This window comes from uncultured Albimonas sp., from assembly GCF_963977235.1.
Classification (GTDB): domain Bacteria; phylum Pseudomonadota; class Alphaproteobacteria; order Rhodobacterales; family Rhodobacteraceae; genus Albimonas.
On the sequence record NZ_CAXBOD010000031.1, the window covers coordinates 1 to 22,019 of the forward strand.

Consider the following 22,019-nt stretch of genomic DNA (forward strand, 5'->3'; position numbering starts at 1 on the left):
CGGCGCGTCACTGAGGATCGCGCCTCGCGGCGCGTCGCCTGAAGCCGCGCCCCGGCCGGCTTCGGGGTCCAGGGGCGCGTCCTCGAGCGAGAAGCTGCCGCCATGTTCCTCGGCGATCTTCTTGACGATTGCGAGGCCGAGCCCGGTGCCCTTCTCGCGCGTGGTCACGTAGGGCTCGAGCAGGCGGGCGCGGCCGGTGTCGGGGAGGCCCACGCCGTTGTCGATCACCCGGATCTCGGCCGCCTCGGCGTCGCGGCGCAGCTCCAGGATCACGCGGCCCGGGGGCTCGGGGCTGGTCGCGAGGCGGGCCTCGACCGCCTCGCCCGCGTTCTTGAGCAGGTTGGTCAGCGCCTGGGACAGCATGGTGCGGTCGCAGCGCAGCGGCAGGGGCGTGTCGGCGCCCTCGGCCGCGAAGGCGACCGGGCCGCCGGCCTCGGCCTGCAGCAGCACCGCGTCGGTGACGATGGCCGAGAGGTCGTCGGAGGCGAGCTCGGGCGCCGGCATCCGGGCGAAGCGCGAGAACTCGTCGACCATGCGGCGGATGTCGCCGGCCTGGCGCACGATCATGTCGGCGTAGCTGTCGAAGCGCTCGCGGTCGCGCCCGGTCAGCCCGTCGGCGAACTTGCGCTTGAGGCGTTCGGCCGAGAGCTGGATCGGGGTCAGCGGGTTCTTGATCTCATGGGCGATGCGCCGCGCGATGTCGCCCCAGGCGGCCATGCGCTGGGCGGTCACCAGCTCGGTCAGGTCGTCGAAGGTCAGCACGAAGATCTCGGCGTCGCCCTCGGGCGCGACCCGGGTGACGCGGGCGAGGAAGTCGCGGTCGGCGCCGTCGACGCGGGCGTGGATGCGCTCGGTCGTCTGGCCGCCGCGACGCTCGCGCGCCTGGGCGAGCAGGGTCGGGAACATCGGGGCGACGTCGGCGATGGGACGGCCCGCGGCCTCGGCCGGCGTGACCCCCAGCATCCGGGCGCCGGCCTCGTTGAGCAGCTCCACCCGGCCCTCGGCGTCGAGGCGCGCGACGCCCGCGGTGACGCCCGAGAGCACGGTGGTCGAGAAGCGGCGGCGGCGCTCGGTCTCCTGGTTGACGGCGACGAGGGCGTCGCGCTGGGCCTTCACCTGCTCGGTCATCCGGTTGAAGATGCGGGCGAGGACGGCAATCTCGTCGTCGCCCCGCTCCTCGCGCACGCGCACGTCGAGGTCCCCCGCCCCGACCCGTTCGGCGGCGCCGGCGAGCCGTCCGATGGGCCGCGCCAGACGCTCGGCGAAATAGAGGCCGGCCCAGATCGCGGCCAGCGTGACCACCAGCGCAAAGCCCACGTAGAGGATCGCGAACTCCAGCAGGATGGTGTTGCGCTGGCCCTCGAGCGCTTCGTAAAGGCGCACCGTGTCCTGGGTTTCGTCCAGCAATCGCAGCACGTTGCCGTCCACGTTTCGCCCGACGTAGAGGTAGTAGTCGACAAAGCCCTTCAGCGCCACCAGCGCCCGGACCTCGGATTCGTTCTCGTCGGAGATCACCACCACCTGGCCCTCGCGGGCGCGGGCCATCTGCTCGGGCGTGGGCGGGGTGAAGTTGAACAGGTAGGAGAATTCGCCCCGGGCGCGCAGCTCCATCGAGCCGTCGAAGACATAGGCCTCGGGGATCTCGCGCAGGTAGGCCTGCGCGCGGAGCATGTCGCCGAGCTGGGCGTCGTTGATCATGCCCGCCGCCTCGCCGGCCAGATCGTTGGCCATGGCCAGCGCCTCGCCGCGGATGCGGCGACGGTGCTCCTCCTCATAGCTTTCGGCGACCGAGAGGCTGTTGCGCACGACCGAGCCGATCTGGTTGGAGAACCAGCCCTCGATGCCGAAGCTGACGGTCAGGGTGGCGAAGACCGCGACCAGGATGGTGGGGGCCAGCGCCATCGCCGCGAAGACCCCGGTCAGCCGCAGGTGCAGGCGCGAGCCGGCCGAGCGCGCGCGCCGCGCCGAGATCAGCGCCGCGACCCGCCAGGCCACCAGCCCCGCGATCACCAGGATGTAGACGAGATCGAGCAGGAAGACCCCGCGCAGCACCTCCTGGCGGACGGGGCCGCGGTCGCCGCCGGACAATGCGATGCCGGTCACGACCGCCAGCACCGGGCCGAGCGCCACGATCACCAGGGTGAAGCGCGCCCGGGTGCGTCGCGAGAGCTCGCCGCGCAGGGCGAGCGAGGGGAGCGCCGCCATCGCCTCGACGGCGGATCTGGCGGCGCGGATCGTGCGCTGGGTCACTCGGTCTCCCCGGTTGCGCCACGGTTGCGACGGCGCCGGCGCAGGGCTGCGAGGCCCGCGCGACATCCTCGCGTCGCCCTCGGATCCCCCACCGTCCCGGAGCGCGCGGGCGGCGGGCCCGTGGGCCGCCGCCAGTCACTGTTGCAAACTTACATCAATGTCTTGCCGCGCGTGACCGGAATGTCAAGCTCCCGGATCTTCTTGCGCAGGGTGTTTCGATTGATGCCGAGCAGGTCCGCGGCGCGGAGCTGGTTGCCCCGCGTGGCCGAGAGGGTCAGCGCGATCAGCGGAAGCTCCACCTCGCGCAGGATCCGGTCGTAGAGGCCCGGCGGCGGCAGCGCGTCGCCATGCAGCTGGAAATAGGCCCGCAGGTGGGATTCGACCGAGGCCCCCAGCGAGGCCCCCCGCTCCATCTCCGGCGCGGCGGCCGAGGGGCGGGCGGCCAGCTCCCGCTCGACGTCGGCGAGCGTGATGATCTCGTCGGCGCACAGCGCGGCGAGGCGCTTCATCAGGTTTTCCAGCTCGCGCACGTTGCCGGGCCAGGCCTGGGCCTTCAGCGCCTCGACCGCGTCGTTGGCCACGGCCTTGCGGGGCAGCCCCTCGGACTCGGCCTTGCGCAGGAAGGCGCGGGCGAGGTCGGGGATGTCCTCGGTCCGGTCGCGCAGCGGCGGCAGGCGGATCGGCACCACGTTGAGGCGGTAGAACAGGTCCTCGCGGAAGGCGCCCTCGTTGATCAGGCTCCGCAGGTCCTGGTGGGTGGCCGCGATCACCCGCACGTCGGCCTTGATCGCGGTGCGCCCGCCGATGCGGGTGAACTGCCCGTCCTGGAGCACCCGCAACAGCCGCGTCTGCGCGTCGAGCGGCATGTCCCCGATCTCGTCGAGGAACAGCGTGCCGTTGGCCGCGGCCTCGAACTTGCCGGCCGAGCGTTCGGTGGCGCCGGTGAAGGCGCCCTTCTCGTGCCCGAACAGCTCGGCCTCGATCAGGTCGCGGGGGATGGCGGCCATGTTGACGGCCACGAACGGCCCCTGCTTGCGCCACCCGAACGAATGAAGCGCCCGCGCGACCAGCTCCTTGCCGGTGCCCGACTCGCCGTTGAGCATCACCGTCAGGTCGGTGTTCATCAGGCGCGCCATGATCCGGTAGACCTCCTGCATCGCAGGGGATCGCCCGATGATCGGCAGGCCCTCGTCGCGCGGCCCCTCGGAGGCGGTGGGGGCGGGCTTGCGGACGCCTTCCAGCGCCCGCTCGACATGCTCGAGGACCTGGCGCAGGTCGAAGGGCTTGGGCAGGTATTCGTAGGCCCCGACCTCGGCCGCGCGGATCGCGGTCAGCATGGTGTTCTGCGCCGACATCACGATCACCGGCAGGTCGGGCCGCTTCTTGCGGATCGCCGGCAGCAGATCCAGCGCGTCGCCGTCGGGCATCATCACGTCGGTGACGATCAGGTCGCCCTCGCCGTCCTCGACCCAGCGCCACAGCGTCGAGGCCGAGCCGGTGGAGCGCACCCGCGCGCCGGCGCGCGACAGGGCCTGGCTGAGCACGGTGCGGATTGCGCGGTCGTCGTCGGCGACGAGAATGGTGCCGTTGATGCGGCCGGTCATGCCGTCTTCTCCTTCCGGCGCCGGGGCGCGGGCTTCTTCTTTTTCGCGGCGGGATCGGACCACACCGGCAGCAGCACCCGGAAGGTGGTCCAGCCGGGATCGGATTCGCACTCGATGACGCCGCCGTGGTCGGCGACGAGCTTGGAGACCATCGCCAGCCCCAGCCCCGAGCCGGTGGCCTTCGAGGTCACGAACGGCTCGAAGATGTCGCGTTTCAACTGATCGGGCACGCCCGAGCCGTTGTCGGAGATGGTCACCTGCAGCGGCAGGGATTCGGTCCCCCCGCCCGCCACGGCCATGCGGATGCCCGGGCGGTAGGAGGTGCGGATGGTGATCATCCCGCCCACCTGGGGCGTCGCCTCGGCCGCGTTCTTCAGAAGGTTCTGGAACACCTGCATCAGCAGGTCGGGATCGCCCGCGGTGGGCGGCAGCGAGGGGTCGTATTCCTCGACAAAGCGCACGTGGCGCGCAAAGCCCGCGGCGGCCGAGCGCTTGGCCCGATCGAGCACGTCGTGGATGTTCACCGGCTCGCGCGGGGCGGGGCGGCTGTCGCCGAAGAGCTCGACCTTGTTGAGCAGCGAGGCGATGCGCTCGGCCTCCTCGCGGATCAGGTCGGTCAGTTCGGTCTCCTCGTCGCCGAGCTGCATGGCCAGAAGCTGCGCCGCGCCCGAGATCCCGGCGAGCGGGTTCTTGATCTCATGAGCCAGCATCGCGGCCATGCCGGTGACCGAGCGCGCGGCGGCGCGATGGGAGAGGGAGCGGTCCATCTTCTCGGCGATGGTCTGGGGCTGGATCATCACCAGCACCTGGCCCGCGTCGTCGGAGACGAGGCTCACGTAAAGGTCCACCACCCGCGGCGCCCGGTCGATGGCCGAAAGCTCCATCTGGTGCTCGGCGAGGCTGACCGAGCCGTGGCGCACCTGCTCGACGAGGTCGGCGACGCGCGAGGCGGGGCCGAACATGCCGTGCAGCGAGCGCCCGGTCAGCGAGCGGGCGGAGAGGCCGAAGAACACCTCGGCGGCCGAATTGGCGTCCTCGACCCGGTCCTCGGGGTCGAGGACCAGGGCCGCGAAGGGCACGGCGTTCCAGATGGCGGGGCAGGTCTGGGCTGGGATCTCTGTCATCTCGGAACCGGTTGCGTGTCGAAGGGCGACGCGGGCGGGGACGGATCGGGGCGGGTCACGCGGCCAGATGGGCGGCGTCGGAAGAGGGGTCGCAGACGGCCGCGTGGGCCGCCTCGGCGGCCAGCTCGGGCAGGCGCGAAAGCTGGTCGAGCACGCGATCGGGATCGGTATCGCGCAGCAGCGCGGCGCGCAGGGCGCCGCCGCCGGCCAGCTCGCAAAGCCGCCAGTCGAGGTGTTTTCGCGCGCAGCGCAGGCCGACGTCGCGCCCGTAGAAGGCCAGCATGTCGCGGTAGTGGTCGATCAGGCTGCCGGCCTGCTCGGCAAGGCCGGGGACCTGCGGCGCGGGGCGCCCGGCGAGGTGGGCGGCGATCTGGGCGGGCAGCCACGGCCGGCCGCGCGCCGCCCGGCCCACCATCACCCCCGCCGCGCCCGAGAGGCGCAACGCCTGCGCCGCGGTCTCGCCGTCGAGGATGTCGCCGTTGACCACCACCGGGATCGAGACCGCCTCGACCACCGCGCGCACTGCGGCCCAGTCGGCCGACCCCTTGTAGAACTGACAGCGGGTGCGCCCGTGCACGACGACCATGGCCACGCCCGCGGCCTGCGCCCGGGCCGCGATCGCGGGGGCGTTGAGCGCATCGTGATCCCAGCCGAGCCGCATCTTGACGGTGACCGGAACCGAGACCGCGGCGACCGTCGCCTCGATCAGGCGCAGCGCGTGGTCGGGCTCGCGCATCAGGGCCGAGCCGGACTGGCCGCCGGTGACCTTGCGCGCCGGGCAGCCCATGTTGATGTCGATCACCGGGGCGCCCTGCCCCTGCGCATAGCGGGCGGCCTCGGCGATCCACTCGGGGTCGCGGGCGGCAAGCTGGACCGAGGTCGCGCCGAGCGCGCCGTCAATCTCGGCCTTGGCGCGGGCGCGCGCGTCGCCGAGCGCCGCCTCGCGCGAGGCGATCATCTCGGAGACCATCAGTCCCGGGGCGTTCACGCCGGCTCCGTCTGCGCCCTGGCCGAACCGCGCGACCTGCCGTCGGAAGGGCAAGTCGGTGATTCCTGCCATCGGCGCGAGCAGAACCGGATTTCGCAACGCCAGATTGCCTATCGCGAAGGTCACCTGCCCATTCCTTATGCAGTGCGCGCAAGGGATATCGCCGCCCCTTGCGGGACGCAAGGCCGCGTGCCACCCATCGCCTCCGCCGCGCCGTTATTCCTGCGCGCGGCCTCGTTCCCGCGTCGGAGCGTGGCTTGCCGGCCGCGCCGCCGCCGCTCCCGACCCCAGCCGGAGGCGCCGCCGCCCGTGACCGTTTCGCCCGCTCCCGACCGCTCCGGCCCGGTGCATGTCCTGGTGGTCGCCGCCGGCCGCGGCGTGCGGGCGGGCCCGGGGGGACCCAAACAGTATCGCGCGCTCGCCGGCGAGACGGTGTTGCGCCGCACGCTGGCCGCCGTGCTGAGCTGGCCGGGGGTTTCGCCCGCGCGCGTGCGCGTCGCGATCCATCCCGACGACGCCGACCTTTATGCTGACGCCGCGCAGGGCATAGGCCTCGCCGCTCCGGTGCACGGCGGCGCCACGCGCCAGGAGAGCGTGCGCCTCGGCCTCGAGGCGATCGCTGCGGACGGCGAGGCGGGGGTGGCGCTGATCCACGACGCCGCCCGCCCCTTCGCGGACGCGGCGCTCGCGGGCCGGGTGCTGGCCGCGCTCGAGCGGGCCTCGGGCGCCTGCCCCGCCCTGCCCGTTGTCGACACCCTGCGCCGCGGGACGCCGGGCGGTCCGGCCGGCGAGGGCGTCGCGCGCGCCGGCCTGATGCGCGCCCAGACCCCGCAGGGCTTCCGCCTGCCCGCCATCCTCGCCGCGCATCGCGCCGCCGCGGGGGGGGCCGAGGCGACCGACGACGTGGCCGTGGTCCAGGCCGCGGGAGAGGAGATCGAGATGGTCGAGGGCGACGAGGCCAACCTGAAGCTGACCACGCCGGCAGACTTCGCCCGGGCCGAGACCTGGCTGCGCGGCCTCGCCGAGGAGACCCGCGTGGGGACCGGCTTCGACGTGCACGCCTTCGCGCCGGGCGACAGCCTGTGGCTGTGCGGCATCGAGATCCCGTTCGACCGCAGCCTTGCGGGTCATTCCGACGCCGACGTGGGCATGCATGCGCTGACCGACGCGATCTTCGGGGCGCTGGGCGAGGGGGACATCGGCCGCTGGTTCCCGCCCTCCGACCCGCAGTGGAAGGGCGCAGCCTCCGAGATCTTCCTGCGCAAGGCGGTCGAGCGGGTGGCCGCCCGCGGCGGCCGGCTGATCAACGCCGACATCACGCTGATTTGCGAGGCGCCCAAGATCGGCCCTCATTCCGACCAAATGCGGGCGCGGCTGGCCGCGATCATGGAGATCGAGCCAGAGCGCGTGTCGGTGAAGGCCACCACCACCGAGCGGCTCGGATTTCCAGGACGAGGCGAAGGGATCGCGGCGCAGGCCGCAGCCTCTCTCGCCCTGCCCGCCACCCGCCCCGCCGCGTGACCCCGGGGGCGCGATGAAGGATCCGTGCGCATGATCTCCGCCCGTTTCGCGACGCTGTTCGGCCTGGGCGAGGCGAGCCCCGTGGCGCCGGGGACGGTCGGCTCGCTGGTGGCGCTGCCGGTGTCCTTCGCGCTGCACTGGGCGGGGGGCTTCCCGCTGTTCGCCTTCGGTCTGATCGTGGCGGTGGCGCTGGGCTACACCTCGATCGACCGCTACCTGTCCGCGCGCACCGACGACGAGGACCCCGGCGAGGTGATCGCCGACGAGCTTGCCGGCCAGATGCTGGCGCTGGCGCCGCTGTCGCTGGGCCTGTGGCTGGTGGGCGCGCCGGCCCACGTCTTCCCCTGGCCCGGCTGGGTCGGAGCCTTCGTGTTGTTCCGCCTGTTCGACATCGTCAAGCCGCCCCCGGTCTCGACCGCAGAGCGTCTTCCCGGCGCGCTCGGCGTGATGGCCGACGACCTGGTCGCGGGCCTTCTGGCCGCCATCGTCGTCACCGCCTCGGCCGCCGTCGCCCACGCCTGGTTCGTCTGAGCGCCCCCGGCGCCCCGCCAACCAAGCCCGCCCTCACCCGCCTCCGGCGCGACACCAACCCGCGCGCCTCTGGCGCGACACCAACCCGCGCGCCTCTGGCGCGACACCAACCCGTGCGCCTCTGGCGCGACACCCACCATGGTGCGCCGAGCGCCTGTTCTCCGGAGCCGTCCGTCGCTGATGCCGATCAGAGCGACTCGTCCGCAGGGGTCAGGGATCGCGCAGCGACCGCGCGCAGCGCGGCTTGTCCTTGACCCCTGCGGGCGAGTCGCTCAGGCATCAGAAGCGACGGACGGCTGCGGAGGACAGGCGCGGCCCTGTTCTCAGGTGAGTCAGGAGCCCGCCGGAGGCTCTCGTCCTCCCCACCGGAGGCTCCCGCCCCCAAAGCCCAGGGCGCCCCTCCCCCCAATCGCGACGCAGCCATGCCCGCCCGCAGGGCGCCCCCGCTCCAGGACGCCATTCCTGGCCTCGCAGGCGCCCCCGCGCGACGCGGCGCGGGAGCGCCACGGCGTCGCCTCTCAGGCCGCCTCGTCCGCCTCCTGCTGGCGCCGCCACAGTTGAGCGTAGCGCCCGTTGCGGCCGAGCAGCTCGGCGTGGCGTCCGCTCTCGACCACCTGCCCTTCCTCCAGCACCACGATCCGGTCGGCGTCGGCGATGGTCGAGAGGCGGTGGGCGATCACCAGCACCGTGCGGTCCTGCGACAGGCGCTTCAGGCTCTCCTGGATCTCGCGTTCGGTCTGGGTGTCGAGCGCCGAGGTCGCCTCGTCCAGCACCAGGATCGGCGGATTCTTGAGGATCGCGCGCGCGATCGCCACCCGCTGCTTTTCCCCGCCCGAGAGCTTCAGGCCCCGCTCGCCCACCACCGTGTCGTAGCCCTTGGGCAGCGACTCGATGAAGTCGTGGATGCGGGCGGCGCGGGCGGCCTCGATCACCTCGGCCTGGCTCGCGCCCTCGCGCCCGTAGGCGATGTTGTAGCCGATGGTGTCGTTGAACAGCACCGTGTCCTGGGGCACCACGCCGACCGCCTCGCGCAGCGAGACCTGGGCCACGTCGCGCACGTCCTGCCCGTCCACCGTCAGCCGGCCGGACTGCACGTCGTAGAAGCGGAACAGCAGCCGCCCCAGCGTCGACTTGCCCGAGCCGGTGGCCCCGACCACGGCGACGGTCTCGCCGCCCTCTGCGGTGATGGTCACGCCCTTCAGGATCGGGCGGTCGGGCTCGTAGGCGAAATGCACGTCCTCGAAGGCGATGCGGCCCGCGCCCGCGCGCAGGGGCGGCGCGTCGGGACGATCCACGACCTCGGGCGGCTGGTCGAGCAGGCGGAACATCTCGCCCATGTCCACCAGCGCCTGGCGGATCTCGCGGTAGACGGTGCCGAGGAAGCCCAGCGGCATGGTGATCTGCACGATGTAGGCGTTGACCAGCACGAAGTCGCCCACGGTCAGCTCGCCCGCCTGCACGCCTTGGGCGGCCATCGCCATCACCGCCACCAGGCCCGTGGCGATAATCGCCGCCTGGCCGCCGTTGAGGGCCGCGAGCGAGGTCGCGGTCTTCACCGCCGCGTCCTCGTAGCCGGCCATCGAGCGGTCGTAGCGCGCCGTCTCGCGCGCCTCGGCGCCAAAGTACTTCACCGTCTCGAAGTTCAGCAGGCTGTCGACCGCCTTCTGGGTCGCCTCCTGGTCCTCGTGGTTCATCTTGCGGCGGATGCGGACCCGCCACTCGGTCACCGCGAAGGTGAAGCCGACGTAGGCCACGATCATCGCCACCACCACCGCGAAATATCGCCAGTCGAAGGCCAGCAGGAAGATCACCGCGACCAGCGACAGCTCGATCACCAGCGGCGCCAGGCTGAACAGCAGGAAGCGCAGCAGGAAGTCGACCGCCTTCACCCCCCGGTCGATGATCCGGCTGAGCGAGCCGGTCTGGCGGCCGATGTGGTAGCGCAGGCTCAGCGCGTGGACATGGCGGAAGGTGGTCAGCGCCATCTTGCGCAGGGCCCGCTGGCCGACCCGCGCGAAGACCGCGTCGCGCAGCTGCTGGAAGCCCGCGCCGGCCAGGCGGAACATGCCGTAGGCGATCACCAGCGCGATCGGGCCGGCGGCGAGCAGGAAGCCCACCTCCCCGGCCCCGTCCCCGGCCCCCTGCGCGGGCGCGAGCGCGTCGACCGCCGCCTTGTAGAACCAGGGCGTCGAGACGGTGGCGGCCTTGGCGATGGCCAGCAGCACCAGGGCCGCGACCACCCGGCGCTTGGCCCAGCCCTCGCCCTCGGGCCACAGCCACGGGGCCACGCGCGCGAGGATGCGCAGGTCGCCGTCGGCCCCCTCGAGCGCGTCAGGGGCGCCGCGGGGCGGGGTTCGGATGCGTTTCATGCGGCTCGGGGTCCTGGCGGGCGCGCCTCGCGCAGGGGCGGGCGGCGGCTGGGCGGGAGGCGACGCGGCGGCGCGGGGCGCGCGCGCGGGCGCTCGGAAGCGGGGGCGGGAGGGGGGCGCCGCGCGCCGGCCGCGGTCAGCGGGGGGGCGGCGCCTCTCCCGAGGGCAGGTCGAACACCTGTCCGGGATAGATCAGGTCAGGATCGCGGATGCGGTCCCGGTTCGCCCCATAGATTAGGGCGTGGCGCGTCCCGCTGCCATACCTCGCATGCGCGATCGCCCACAGGCTGTGGCCGGGCTGAACCACCACCCGCTCGGCGCCGGGGGCCAGCGCCTCGGGGGACTCGCGCAGGAACGGGGTCTCGATGCGGCTGGTGACCTGGCCCCGGGGGCCGATCTCGTCGACGCGCAGGGTGTAGCGGCCGGGCCGGGTCAGGCCGGTCAGCACCGCCCGCCAGGCGCCCTGCGCATCGATGGCCGCATCGGCCTGACGGCGGTCGTCGGCATAGATCCGCGCGGCGCGACCGGCCCGGCCGCGGCCCGAGAGATGCACCTCGCCCGCAGCGGTGTAGGTCAGCGCATCGAGGGTGACGCCCCGGGCCGGCCCCAGCGCTTCGGGGTCGAGGACCGACACGGCGCCGGTCGAGGAGGTCTTGAGAAGCACCGGCGGCGAGGGCGCCGCGGCAAGCGCCTGATCTGACGGGGCGCCGGCTGGCGCCTGAACTGTCGGCGCGCCGGCAAGCGCCGTCTCGCGCGGAGAGGCAGGCTCGCTGGCGCCGCCCGGCGCGCCCGCAGCGCCGGCAAGGGCGGCGGTCGCGATCGCGGGGCCGGCCGCGCCCGGCGCGGCCTGCAGCGGCGCGGTCGGCAGCGACGCGGCGGGCAGGATCAGCACATTCTCCGCCGAGCGCGCCTCGGGCCGGTCCGGCAGGCGGGAGGCGAGGCTCAGCTCGCGCGCGGCGCCGCCCGAGGGCAGCTCGGCGAACAGCACGAACTGGCCCGCGGCGTCGGCGGTGGTCTCGCCCACGCTCTGCCCGTCGAGCCGCGCCTCGACCCGCGCGCCGGGGGCCGCGCGCCCGGCGACCAGCGCCGCGCCGTCGGGCTCGACCCGCACCAGGTCGAACCGGGGAAGCTCCGGGTCGGAGGGCCCGGCGCCGGGGGTCTCGGCCCCGGTCGCCACCGCCGGGGTCTCGGCGGCGGGGGCCGCGAGGACCTCCGCGCCCGGCGCGGGAGCGGGTTCGGCCGCCGGTGTGCGCGCCACGGGCGAGGGGGCGGGCGCCAGGCTCGCGCCCCCCTGCCCCGCCGTCGGCGCGCGGGTTGCCGCGACCGGCGCCGCATCCGTGGCGCCGCCGGGCGCGCCGGGCCCCGAGGGCCCCAGCCATCCGGTCATCGCCAGCGCGGCCGCGCCGGCCGCCGCCACGACGACCAGGGCGGCGATGCGCAGGGTCGCCTTCGAGTCGACCATCGGGGGGTTCCTGACCTTTTCCCTTGCCCCGCGGGGCTTTCGCTAGGAATAACATGCGCCCGAACGCGCCGCGGCGCAATTCATGTCCGTTTCATGGCGAATGCGGGCGACCCATCGCCCTCCCCTCGCCCGACGTCCAGGAGGTTCCATGCCCCGCCCCCATCCCTACAGCGTCTGCGTCTACTGCGGCTCGCGCTACGGCGCGCGGGAGGGCTATCGCCTGGCGGCCGAGGCGTTGGGCCGGGGCCTCGCGGCGCGCGGCATGCGGCTGGTCTACGGGGCCGGCGACGTGGGGCTGATGGGCGAGGTGGCGCGCGCGGCCGGCGAGGCCGGGGGCCAGACCTTCGGCGTGATCCCCCGCCACCTGGAGGCGCTGGAGGTCGGGCGGCGGGACCTGACCTCCTACGTGGTCACCGAGACCATGCACGAGCGCAAGAAGGTGATGCTGATGAACTCGGACGCCGTGGTGGCCCTGCCCGGCGGCGCGGGCACGCTCGACGAGCTGTTCGAGGCGCTGACCTGGCGCCAGCTTGGCCTGCACGACAAGCCGGTGCTGCTGCTCAACACCGAGCGCTACTGGGACCCGCTGCTGGCGCTGATCGAGCACGTGGTCGCCCAGGGCATGGCGGGCGAGAGCTTCCTGAGCCTCTACGAGAGCCTCGAGGACGTCACCGACCTGCTCGCGCGGCTGGAGGCGCTGGCCGAAGGCTGAATGCGCGAGGGGCGACCGGATCGCTCCGGTCGCCCCTCAGGTCGGCTCCGCAGGAGCGCGCTCAGCCGCGGGCGCGGCGGCGCGCAACCAGACCCAGGGCGCCGAAGCCCAGGGCCGCCAGCGGCAGGGCTGCGGGCAGCGGCACGGGCGAGGTCTCGCCGAACTCGGTGGCGCTGGCCGAGACCGTGTAGGTCGTCAGCGACGAGTTCGAGGTCGAGCCGAAGCGAACGTCCAGCGACTGGCCGTTGCTGAAGGTCGCGGTCGCCTCGGCGTTGGCGACCCCGATCCCGCCGTTGTTGAAGAAGATGGTGCGGAAATCGGAATTGGTGGCGTTCGTGCCCGGCACGTCGATCTCGGCCCGGAAGCTGAACAGGTCGTTGAGGTCGAAGCCGGTGAACGTGAAGCCCAGCGTCTTCACGCCCTGGCCGTTGTTGACGGCGTCCCCCGCAACCAGCAGGGCCGTGGTCACCGGCGAGGCGGACCCGGTCGGGTTGAGGTTGAAGGTGTCGGCCCGGTCGAAGATCGTGTTCGTGCCGCCGATGTTGAGCGTGAACGCCGTCAGCGTCAGCCCCGAGGTGCTGGTGTTCTGGATCCGGACCAGGGGACGGTCGGTCGTGGCGCCGGTCGAGGTGACCACCATCTCGAATCCGACCGTCAGGGCAGATGCGGTCCCGGCCGAAGCCAGGGTCGCCGCGGCGGCCGCGGCGGCAAGGAGCAACTTCTTCATCGGTAGTCCTTCCAGTGAGAGACGGCTTGGTTCAGGCCCACACACCTGCGCTCCCCAGCGCTCGGCCGCCCTCGTTTCGTTCAGCTTCTACGGGGTTCGTGACGCCATGCAACAATTTTTTAGTCAACATCGGTTCACTTCCTCAATTGCGACGTCGGATGTCGGAGAACGACGCCAGCTTCCGACAGGTGAAAGCCGTTCGTTCTTCTTGGAGACGCTTTGCTTCCATTTTTGCGATATCCGCGCTCCAAAATGGAAGGCCGGGCGAGTCTGGCGGGGAGGGCGTGAAAACGTCGAATCGACCCTCGCGGCCTCGCCCTGAGCGGGCGCCGCCCGGGCCGCGCGCGCCCCGGCGCGGTTCGCGATGATCGACCGCGGCTGGCCGGCGATGGTCGAGAGGCTGACCACCCGCCTGCGCCTGGTCTTCGAGAAGAAACCCATGAACTCGTGCTCCATGCGTCCGTCCGTCCGCGCGCATCGCGAGGCGGTCGCGACCGCCACGGAGAAGCTGCGCGGCCGCGATGGAGGCGGTGCGCCTGCGCAAGGCGCCCCGCGAGACGGCGGCCGGCATCGAGGCCAGCCTGCGGAAGCTGAAGCCCTGCGGGCTCGAGGACTGCGGAGCGCCCAGGTTGCGCGACCTCGCCCGGCGCGCGGCCTAGCCCCGGGCGCGCCCGCGCGCCGCCGCCCACAGCAGCGCCGCGCCCCCGACCAGCGCCGGGGCGGCGGCGGGAAGCGGGATGGGCGTGACCGCGCCGCTGTCCTCGGCGACGATGGTATGGGACTCGGCGGGGGCCAACGCCTCCCCGAAGCGGGCGGTCAGGGTGCGGTCGCCGTCAAACAGCGCCGTCATCGTGGCGTTGGGAACCGCGCCGTCCCCGTCGTTGCCAAAGAAGATCGAGCGGAAGTCGACCGTGCCCGAGCCGCCGTCAGGGTCGAGCTCGACGCGAAAGCTGAACGAGTCGCCCGGGTCGAAGCCGCTGAAGGCAAACGCGATCGCGTCGGTCCGCTGACCCGCCTGCCCCGTGCCGCCCTTGGTCAGCGTGGCAGAGCTGACGCCGAAGCGCCGGCGGTTGGTGACGCGATCGAAGTTGAAGCGCGTGTCGCCCACACTCAGGTTCAGGGCCAGCAGCCTCGCGCCGTCCTCTGACCGGTTCTCGACCAGGATGGCGGGATGATCGGCCGAGGCCGAAAGCGTGGTGACGGTCAACGACACGCTCGCCGCCCACAGCGGGACGGGGAGCAGCGCGGCCAGGAAAACGGCCGCAGGGACAACGCGGTGCATGAGGCGTCTCTCAGGTCGGCGGGCGAACGGCCCGCAGGCTCCGGGATTGGTTTCAGTTGCAACCATTTCGATCCCAACACATCGAATCGTTATGATCAACCGCAGTCGCCCCGCGACGCGCGATGTCGCGGGGCGGAGGGCGCGCCAATGGAAAAGGCCCCGCCCTGGGGGGCGGAGCCTTCGGGTCTGCCGGGCGCGCGGGGCCCGCGTCGAGTCGCCTCAGAGCTTGGCGGCCACGTATTCCCAGTTCACCAGGTTATCGAGGAAGTTCTGCAGATACGCCGGGCGCTTGTTGCGGAAGTCGATGTAGTAGGAATGCTCCCACACGTCGCAACCGAGCAGCGCGGTCTGGCCGAAGCACAGCGGGTTCACGCCGTTCTCGGTCTTGGTGACCTTGAGCGCGCCGCCCGAGTCCTTGACCAGCCACGCCCAGCCCGAGCCGAACTGCCCGCCGCCGGCGGCCGAGAACTCCTTCTTGAACTCGTCGACCGAGCCGAACGCCTCTTTCAGCGCCTTCTCGACCTCGGAGGGCATGGCCATCTTGGGGGCCATCATCTTCCAGAACTCGGTGTGGTTCCAGTGCTGGGAGGCGTTGTTGAAGATCCCGGACTGCGCCACGGCGGACTTGTCGTAGGTCCCCTTGACGATCTCCTCGACGGGCTTGCCGGCCCACTCGGTGTCCTTGATCAGGTTGTTGCCGTTGTCGACATACGCCTTGTGGTGGATGTCGTGGTGAAACTCGAGCGTTTCCTTGGACATGCCGGCGTCGGCCAGGGCGTCATGAGCATAGGGCAGCGGGGGAAGTTCGAAGGCCATTGGAAAGCTCCCGGTCGTTTTCTGGGAAACCGGAGGCGTGGCCTCCGGCGCGGCGGTCGCCGCTGAGACATTCTGGCGGCCGGAGAGACGTCCCAGGGGACGCTCGGGGGGCCCGGCCGCGCACAACACATAGCCCCCGCTCCGCAGGCGTCCAAGGGGTGTCGGTCGAAAACGAAACGCGGCGCCGGGGTATGGAACCGGGCGCCCCGGCATGAGGGACCGACCTGAAGGGGGGGCGCGAGGGGGGGCCGACACGGGCGGCCGCGCCTGCACCGGGCGCGCCGCCCGGAGGCGTTTCCCTAGCGTCATCGATCTCGATACGGAACGTCTCTCCCCTGCAGGCGTCCGCAGCGGCCGGGCCGTCGCGCCAGCCGGGGGAAGCGGGACATGGCCATCGCAAAGGACTTCACCGACGCCGAGGGCAACCTCTGGGACCTCGCAAGCGTCCCCGGCGGGGGCCTCGCGGCGACCAACGGCAGCAACGACGCCTATGACGGCGGCCACCGGCTGCTGATCGCGGGCGAGACCGTGGACCACCAGATCGCCTTTCTCCGCGCCTTCGACCAGGGGCTCGAGACCGAGGCGCTGAGCGTCGCGGGCCTGCAGGTCTCGCGCGTCTTCGACCTGGTGGCGGACCCCGAGGGCCGGGGCGTCGCCCGCTTCATGGAGGTGTTCCACAACCCCGGCGACGAGACCGTGGAGATCGAGGTCACGATCCTCACAGACCTCGGCTCGGACGCCGACGCCACGGTCCTGGCCAACACCAACGCGGAGGGAGTCTTCCTGGGCTTTGCCAGCGACGACGCCAGGGACGAGGGGCTCGGAGACCCGGTGGTGCTGCACGGCTGGGGCGGCTTCGGCGCGGCCCGGCGCGGCTGCGCCCGAGCGAGGCGAGCAACACCGACGACTTCGAGTCGATCACCTTCGCGCAGGACGCGGGCGACGGGGTCTTCGAGATCGAGATCTTCGCCCCGCGCGAGGGCGGCTTCGTGCGCATGGTGCAGACCTTCACGTCCCCCTCCGGCCAGCCGATGTTCTTCGACCCGAGCCAGAGCGATCTCGAGAGCGACGACGACCGCCGCCTGGTCCACGAGGCGACGGCGGCAAGGACGTGCTGGGCGGCGGCGCGGGCGCCAACGTCTTCCGCCTGTCGAGCGACGGCAAGACCGACCGGATCGTGAAGTTCGACCTGGGCCTCGAGCAGATCAACTTCGACAGCGGCCGCTTCAAGCGGCTGACGACCAAGGACGTGAAGGCGGGCGTGCTGATCCGGCACGACGGCGACAAGACGCTGATCGCCGACAAGGGGCTCGAGGCGGCCGACCTCTCGGCCTCGGACTTCCTGTTCGGCTGAGCGTCCGGTCGCGGCCCGCGGGGCCGCGGCCGCGGCTCGGGGTCCTGCGCGCTTGAAGGCCCCGCCCCGCGCCGGCTGCTCGCGGTCTGGCCGGGACGGTTTCCATCCGACCCGGCGGGGCGCCGGCTGCGACCCGCGTCAGGCGCGCGGTCCGCTCCGGGGCCTTGCGCGACAGGCGGGGCGCTCGCGTGACCGGGGGCGCTCAGACCGCGATGAGGGCGGCGGCGACCCGGCGGTCCTCGGCCAGCAGCACGTTGAAGGTGCGGCAGGCGGCGGCGGTGGACATCGTCTCGACCCCCAGCGCGGCGGCCTCGAACGCTTCGCGCGCCGCCCGCGGAAGGGGGGCGATGTCGGGGCCCATGCCGACCAGCAGCACGTCGATGTCGCCGGCCTCGGCGAGCACCGCGGCAAAGGCTTCGGGCGTGGCGTCGGCCGGCGTCGCCGCCGACCAGGGCGACAGACCCGAGGGCAGGTGCAGCAGCGACCCGAGCCTCTTCTCGCCGGCAATGCGGAAGCCGCCGCCGCCGTAGGCGTCGATGGGGGGGCGGGCCTCGTAGTCGATCTCGATCATGCGCATGGGGCGGGTCTCCTGCGCGGATTTGGGGGCGGGGCGAAGGTAGCGCCGCAGAGGCGCAGAGTCGAACCCGGGGCGCGACGAAGGGCGCGCCGCGCCGGCACGCGTCATCGCGGGCGCTGCGCGCGGCGTGTCCCCTCCGGCGGGCGCGCGGTCCGGGGACCGCTGTCGCCTCCCCGTGAACAGGCCTCGCCCGATCTTCGCGCGCCCCTCCGGCCCGCGCGATTGGGGTGGACAGGAGGCGGGGCGGCGAGGCTTGCTGAGGGCGGTCGGGGGTCGGCCCTGACGCGCAAGGAGAGGGAGACGGCGATGACCCCGTTCAAGGATCTCTGGGAAATGGCGCGGGCGCGCAAGGGAGGTCACGCGGCGGTCGAGTCCGAACTGCCCCAGCCGGCCACGCCCGAGGCTCTGCACGCGATCTCGGACAGCCAGTGGCTCTCGGACATGGGCAAGCGGGTGTTCTCGGCCGGGTTCAACTGGAAGGTGGTCGAGGCCAAGTGGCCCGCCTTCGAGAGCGCCTTCGACGGCTTCGACCCCTGGAAGATCCGGATGCTGTCGGACGACGCGCTCGACGATCTGGCGGCCAACCGCGACCTGATCCGCAACCGCATGCGCATGGAGTCGATCCGCGAGAACGCGGCCTTCCTCTGCGCCCTGTCGGAGGAGCGCAAGAAGCCCGCGGGCCACGTCCTCGCCGACTGGCCCAGGACCGACTACGTGGGCCTGCTCGAGATGCTGAAGACCCGCGGCGCCCGGCTGGGCGGACTGACGGGGATGTACCTGTTGCGCTGGCGCGGGGTGGACGGGTTCGTGCTCTCGCCCGACGTCACCGCCGCCCTGCAGCGCGAGGGCGTGATCGAGGGCGCCGCGACCTCCAAGAAGGCGATGCGCGCGGTGCAGACCGCCTTCGACATCTGGCACTCCGAAAGCGGGCGGCCGATGATGCAGATCTCCAAGGTGCTGGCGCTGACCACGGGGCCGAGCGCGGCCTGAGCGTCGCGCAAGACCGGCGGGCGCGTCGAAACGGGACGCTGCCTGTCAGGTATCGTCTTGAACTGACGCAATCGCGGCCAGGCGGGCGCGGGAAGCGCCCCGTTGCGGGACACTCTCTTTCAGGTAGCGCCTCCGGCGGCAGGGGATGCCCACACGCAGCCGGCCGTTGCCCCCCGCTCCCGCGCCGGGCAATCTCCGGCCCGGGGGAACGCAAGGGAGGCGCGCCATGGATCGTCCGAGCCTGACGCTGGGGATCGAGGAAGAATACCTCGTCGTCGACCGCGAGACTCGCGACCTCGTGCGCTCGCCCGACCCGGGGTTTCTCGAGCGATGCTCGGAGGCGCTCGGCGACCGGGTGACGCCCGAATACCTGCAATGCCAGGTCGAGGTCGGCACCCGCCCCCACGCCTCGGTCCCCGAGGCGATCGAGGAGCTGACCGCCCTGCGCCGCGCCGTGGCCGAGGCGGCCGAGGCCTTCGGCTACGCCCCCATCGCCGCCTCGACCCACCCGTTCGCGAAATGGCGCGAGCAGACCCACACCCGCAAGGCCCGCTACGACGCCCTGCGCGAGGACCTGGGCCACCCCGTGCGCCGGATGCTGATCTGCGGCTGCCACGTGCATGTGGGCATCGAGGACGACGACCTGCGCATCGACCTGATGAACCAGGCCGCCTATTTCCTGCCCCACCTGCTGGCGATGAGCTGCTCCTCGCCGTTCTGGGAGGGGGAGGACACCGGACTGGCCTCCTACCGGCTGACGGTGTTCGACGCCCTGCCCCGCACCGGCCTGCCCGACCCGCTGGCCTCGTGGTCCGAATACCGCAGGCTGACCGAGCACCTGGTCGCCTCGGGCTGCATCGAGGACGCGACGCGGATCTGGTGGGACGTGCGCCCCTCGGACAAGTTTCCCACGCTCGAGCAGCGGGTGACGGACGTCTGCTCCCGGGTGCGCGACGCGGCCGCCGTGGCCGCCGTCTGGCAATCGCTGCTGGGGTTCCTGCTGCGGCTGCGCACGCGCAACCAGCGCTGGCGCGTCTATCCCGCGACGCTCGTCAACGAGAACCGCTGGCGGGCGCAGCGCTATGGCGCGGGCGCGAAGCTGGTGGACCACGGCCGCCAGCGGCTCGCGCCCTATGCCGACCTCGTCGAGGAGATCCTCGAGCTGACCCTGCCCGACGCCGAGACGCTGGGCTGCCGGGCCGAGCTGCTGCACGCCCGCCGGATCGCGGCCGAGGGCGACTCGGCCGCCCGCCAGCGCGCGGCCTATGCCGGCGCGCGGGAAGCGGGGGCCGATCACCAGGAGGCGCTGGGCAAGGTCGTCGACGGGCTGATCGCGGAATTCCTGGAGGCCTGAGCCGAACGCCCGATGCCCCCGCAGAGGCGCGGCGACGCGGCCTCGAACGGGGGCGTTGACGAAGGGGGCGGCGCGGGTGTTCTCTCGCCCCGTTCATCCATTCTTCACCGATCCGCGCGCCTGCCCGTGCGCCCGCCTGCAGGAGACCGCCTTGCCCCCTCGCCGCCGGCGCGCCGTCTCGTCCGTCTCCCTGTGGTCCCTCGGCAGCCGGCGCGCGTCATGCGCCGCCCTGGCGCTGGGCCTGCTGGCGGGCGGGGCCGCGGCGCAGAGCTCGGGCGGGCAGCCGGAGACGGTGACCATGGCCGTCAGCTTCGGCCCCGAGATCGCCTCGCGCGCCGGCGACGGCGCGGCGCGGCTGGGGATGGTCTGCGCGGTGACCGAATATCCGCTGCGCTCCGACCCCCGCTACACGCTGCGCGAGCCGTTCCTGGTCGCCGAGATCGACTCCGACGCCGAGGCGTTCGTCTTCTACGGCGCCCGCGAGACCCGCCGCCTGCGCGCGGTCTTCGCGGCGAACGGCGCCCGGATGCGCTGGAGTCCGCAGGAGATGGACCGGGTCCGGCCCCAGGCCGGCGGGGACCTGACGCTCGACGCCATTCTGGACCTGCCGCGCGAGGGGGCGGACGCGCGCCGCTGGCGGGCGGAAGCGACGATCCTGTTTGCCGATGAGCTGCGCAACGCCCAGGGGGTGAGCGTCTCCTTCGCCAACCCCTACCAGTCCGGCCGCAGCATCGAGTTCGAATTCGGCGGCGAAGGCTTCGCCGCCTGGGCCGAGGCGGCGCATGACCTGATGCGCTGCTGCGGGCTGCGCGGCGACGGGCGCTCGGTCCCGCAGGGCCGGCTGCAGAGAGTCTGCCGGGCCGGCGCCGGCGCCACCGCCCGTTTCCTGGTGGACTACGAGAGCCGGCGGATCCTGGAAGCGCTCGACTGAGGCCGCCCGCGCTGGCGGCGCGCCGGGGATCTCGGCGCCTCAGGCCGCCTGGAAACTGGCCGAGGCGCGGGCGGCGGTCTTGCCGTCGATCTCGATCAGCGCGTCGGCGAAGGCCATGCGCCGGCCGACGCGGATCACTCGCGGACGCACCTCGAACCACTGCCCGGGGCGGCCGGTGGCGAGGTAGTCGACCGTCAGGCCGACGGTCAGGTAGCCGCGGCGAGGCGCCTCCGCAGGGTGCGCGGCCGCGGACTGCGTATCGGGCGAGGAGGGCTCGCCGGGGATCGCGATCGTGCCGCCGACCAGGCCGCAGGACAGGCCCATGGCGTTGTCGGCCAGCGCCGCGATCAGCCCGCCGTGGACGAAGCCGCGGCCATTGCAATGCGCCTCGCGCAGGACCAGCCCGATGCGCACCGCCTCGCCGGGGACGACGCGGCTGAGGATCGGCTCCCACGGCTCGGTCAGCGGGCTGGTGCGGAAATGGGGGGAGAATCCCTCGGGGGGGCGCATCGCGGGCTCCGCTGCATAGCCTGTCGGCCGGTCGGTAGATTATAGCAGGCGCGCGGCGGGGTGTCTGCCCTCGACCGCGCCGGCCCCCGCGCCGGCGCAGCGGCCGCGTCCGGGGCCCCCGGGTCGGTTTCTCGCCCCGCGCGCGAGCATGTGAGGACACGACGCCCCCGGGGCGGCTAGGCTGCGAGCGAGGGTCGCGGGCGGCGGGATCCACGGACGAGGGAGGCGACGATGCGCGCGTGGCGGAGCGCCGGGCGAGGCCCGGAACCGGAGCGGGGCGGCGGCCCGGGCGCGCGAGGGCGGATCGCGGGCGCCCTCTCGCTTGGCGCGGCCCTGGCGACGTGTCTGACGGCGGGCCTGTCGATCGGGCCCGGCGCGGCCCAGGCCGCGGCGGGCGAGCGGGTGCAGGTCGCCGGCGAGATCATCGACACCTGGTGCTATCTCTCGGGCGTGATGGGGGGGCCTGAGGCGGTGACCGGCTCGGCCCACCACACCTGCGCCATGTGGTGCGCGGCGGGCGGCATTCCGGTGGGCATGCTGGGCGACGACGGCGAGGTCTACATGATCCTGAAATGGGCGGGCTCGGACGACGTCGCGGGAGGCGACACGCTGCTCGAGATCCAGTCCGACCGCGTGGTCGCCGACGGCATCCTGCATCGCCGCGACGGGATCGCCTACATCATCGTCGAGCAGGTCGTCGCCAACGAGGGAACCGTGACGCCGAGCCACGAGGACTATGGCGTGGTCCCGCCCTTCGCGATCCCGGAGCCGCAGGAATGAGCGTGCACGGCGCCGTCGCCCCGCCCTCCGCCCCGCCGGTCCGCCTCTCCCCGGCGGGACGCGACCCGAGCGGACCGGAGCTGACTGGACCCGATCTGACCGGGCCGGCGGCGGCTCGCCCTGCTCGCGCGCACCCC

General features: G+C 72.9%; 21 protein-coding genes. 9 read left to right on the forward strand and 12 right to left on the reverse strand.

The features are described 5' to 3' along the window. The 4 genes from AAC134_RS14365 to dusB form a co-directional block, all read right to left on the reverse strand. Nucleotides 1–2,250, reverse strand: a 2,250-nt coding sequence (locus AAC134_RS14365) for a PAS domain-containing sensor histidine kinase (RefSeq protein WP_339949793.1), incomplete at its 3' end; no start/stop codon positions are given. Between the two features lie 149 nt (nucleotides 2,251–2,399). Then, nucleotides 2,400–3,854, reverse strand: coding sequence for a nitrogen regulation protein NR(I) (ntrC, locus tag AAC134_RS14370; RefSeq protein WP_339949794.1), 1,455 nt, complete (start codon nucleotides 3,852–3,854; stop codon nucleotides 2,400–2,402). Further along, nucleotides 3,851–4,978 (reverse strand): ATP-binding protein, encoded by a 1,128-nt coding sequence (locus AAC134_RS14375; protein WP_339949795.1) that lies wholly within the window; start codon nucleotides 4,976–4,978, stop codon nucleotides 3,851–3,853. The genes ntrC and AAC134_RS14375 overlap by 4 nt, the downstream gene beginning before the upstream one ends. Nucleotides 4,979–5,033: 55 nt before the next feature. Further along, complete coding sequence (gene dusB, locus AAC134_RS14380; protein WP_339949796.1) at nucleotides 5,034–6,092, reverse strand: tRNA dihydrouridine synthase DusB; 1,059 nt, start codon at nucleotides 6,090–6,092, stop codon at nucleotides 5,034–5,036. 183 nt (nucleotides 6,093–6,275) lie between these two features. Between dusB and AAC134_RS14385 the strand changes: the two genes are divergently transcribed. Next, nucleotides 6,276–7,487, forward strand: a complete 1,212-nt coding sequence (locus AAC134_RS14385) for a bifunctional 2-C-methyl-D-erythritol 4-phosphate cytidylyltransferase/2-C-methyl-D-erythritol 2,4-cyclodiphosphate synthase (RefSeq protein ID WP_339949797.1) — start codon at nucleotides 6,276–6,278, stop codon at nucleotides 7,485–7,487. Between the two features lie 30 nt (nucleotides 7,488–7,517). Continuing rightward, nucleotides 7,518–8,018, forward strand: coding sequence for a phosphatidylglycerophosphatase A (locus AAC134_RS14390; RefSeq protein ID WP_339949798.1), 501 nt, complete (start codon nucleotides 7,518–7,520; stop codon nucleotides 8,016–8,018). A 518-nt stretch (nucleotides 8,019–8,536) separates the two neighbouring features. Here the strand turns inward: AAC134_RS14390 and AAC134_RS14395 are convergent. Further along, on the reverse strand, nucleotides 8,537–10,387 hold the full coding sequence (locus AAC134_RS14395) for an ABC transporter ATP-binding protein/permease (protein WP_339949799.1): 1,851 nt from the start codon (nucleotides 10,385–10,387) through the stop codon (nucleotides 8,537–8,539). 136 nt (nucleotides 10,388–10,523) lie between these two features. Further along, nucleotides 10,524–11,849: a LysM peptidoglycan-binding domain-containing protein gene (locus AAC134_RS14400; RefSeq protein WP_339949800.1), complete on the reverse strand. Its 1,326-nt coding sequence runs from the start codon at nucleotides 11,847–11,849 to the stop codon at nucleotides 10,524–10,526. Between the two features lie 148 nt (nucleotides 11,850–11,997). Here AAC134_RS14400 and AAC134_RS14405 point away from each other — a divergent pair, with 148 nt between their 5' ends. Next, nucleotides 11,998–12,561 (forward strand): TIGR00730 family Rossman fold protein, encoded by a 564-nt coding sequence (locus AAC134_RS14405; protein WP_339949801.1) that lies wholly within the window; start codon nucleotides 11,998–12,000, stop codon nucleotides 12,559–12,561. 61 nt (nucleotides 12,562–12,622) lie between these two features. Here the strand turns inward: AAC134_RS14405 and AAC134_RS14410 are convergent, their stop codons facing one another. Both AAC134_RS14410 and AAC134_RS14415 read right to left on the reverse strand, forming a co-directional pair. Next, nucleotides 12,623–13,288, reverse strand: a complete 666-nt coding sequence (locus tag AAC134_RS14410; RefSeq protein ID WP_339949802.1) for a hypothetical protein — start codon at nucleotides 13,286–13,288, stop codon at nucleotides 12,623–12,625. 123 nt (nucleotides 13,289–13,411) lie between these two features. Continuing rightward, a complete protein-coding gene (locus AAC134_RS14415; RefSeq protein ID WP_339949803.1) occupies nucleotides 13,412–13,744 on the reverse strand; it encodes a hypothetical protein in 333 nt (110 codons plus the stop codon). A gap of 65 nt (nucleotides 13,745–13,809) precedes the next feature. Here AAC134_RS14415 and AAC134_RS14420 point away from each other — a divergent pair, with 65 nt between their 5' ends. Then, entirely contained in the window at nucleotides 13,810–13,947 is a 138-nt protein-coding gene (locus tag AAC134_RS14420; protein WP_339949804.1) for a hypothetical protein, read from the forward strand. On the opposite strand, the gene AAC134_RS14425 is transcribed toward AAC134_RS14420, so the two are convergent. After that, nucleotides 13,944–14,570, reverse strand: a complete 627-nt coding sequence (locus tag AAC134_RS14425) for a hypothetical protein (RefSeq protein ID WP_339949805.1) — start codon at nucleotides 14,568–14,570, stop codon at nucleotides 13,944–13,946. The genes AAC134_RS14420 and AAC134_RS14425 overlap by 4 nt on opposite strands. 219 nt (nucleotides 14,571–14,789) lie before the next feature. Continuing rightward, nucleotides 14,790–15,386, reverse strand: a complete 597-nt coding sequence (locus AAC134_RS14430; protein WP_339949806.1) for a superoxide dismutase — start codon at nucleotides 15,384–15,386, stop codon at nucleotides 14,790–14,792. 1,111 nt (nucleotides 15,387–16,497) lie between these two features. On the opposite strand from AAC134_RS14430, the gene AAC134_RS14435 reads away from it, so the two are divergent. Next, a complete protein-coding gene (locus AAC134_RS14435; protein WP_339949807.1) occupies nucleotides 16,498–16,740 on the forward strand; it encodes a hypothetical protein in 243 nt (80 codons plus the stop codon). Nucleotides 16,741–16,942: 202 nt separating this feature from the next. Here the strand turns inward: AAC134_RS14435 and AAC134_RS14440 are convergent, their stop codons facing one another. Beyond that, nucleotides 16,943–17,317, reverse strand: a complete 375-nt coding sequence (locus AAC134_RS14440; protein ID WP_339949808.1) for an MTH938/NDUFAF3 family protein — start codon at nucleotides 17,315–17,317, stop codon at nucleotides 16,943–16,945. Between the two features lie 306 nt (nucleotides 17,318–17,623). Here AAC134_RS14440 and AAC134_RS14445 point away from each other — a divergent pair, with 306 nt between their 5' ends. The 3 genes from AAC134_RS14445 (at nucleotide 17,624) to AAC134_RS14455 (ending at nucleotide 20,592) form a co-directional block, all read left to right on the forward strand. Next, nucleotides 17,624–18,307, forward strand: coding sequence for a DNA-3-methyladenine glycosylase I (locus AAC134_RS14445; RefSeq protein ID WP_339949809.1), 684 nt, complete (start codon nucleotides 17,624–17,626; stop codon nucleotides 18,305–18,307). Between the two features lie 226 nt (nucleotides 18,308–18,533). Next, a complete protein-coding gene (locus AAC134_RS14450) occupies nucleotides 18,534–19,661 on the forward strand; it encodes a carboxylate-amine ligase (RefSeq protein WP_339949810.1) in 1,128 nt (375 codons plus the stop codon). A 151-nt stretch (nucleotides 19,662–19,812) separates the two neighbouring features. Beyond that, nucleotides 19,813–20,592: a hypothetical protein gene (locus AAC134_RS14455; RefSeq protein WP_339949811.1), complete on the forward strand. Its 780-nt coding sequence runs from the start codon at nucleotides 19,813–19,815 to the stop codon at nucleotides 20,590–20,592. 39 nt (nucleotides 20,593–20,631) lie between these two features. Here AAC134_RS14455 and AAC134_RS14460 read toward each other — a convergent pair whose 3' ends face one another. After that, nucleotides 20,632–21,102: a PaaI family thioesterase gene (locus tag AAC134_RS14460; RefSeq protein WP_339949812.1), complete on the reverse strand. Its 471-nt coding sequence runs from the start codon at nucleotides 21,100–21,102 to the stop codon at nucleotides 20,632–20,634. A gap of 231 nt (nucleotides 21,103–21,333) precedes the next feature. Between AAC134_RS14460 and AAC134_RS14465 the strand changes: the two genes are divergently transcribed. Then, nucleotides 21,334–21,882 (forward strand): hypothetical protein, encoded by a 549-nt coding sequence (locus AAC134_RS14465; protein ID WP_339949813.1) that lies wholly within the window; start codon nucleotides 21,334–21,336, stop codon nucleotides 21,880–21,882. Nucleotides 21,883–22,019: the final 137 nt, after the last annotated feature.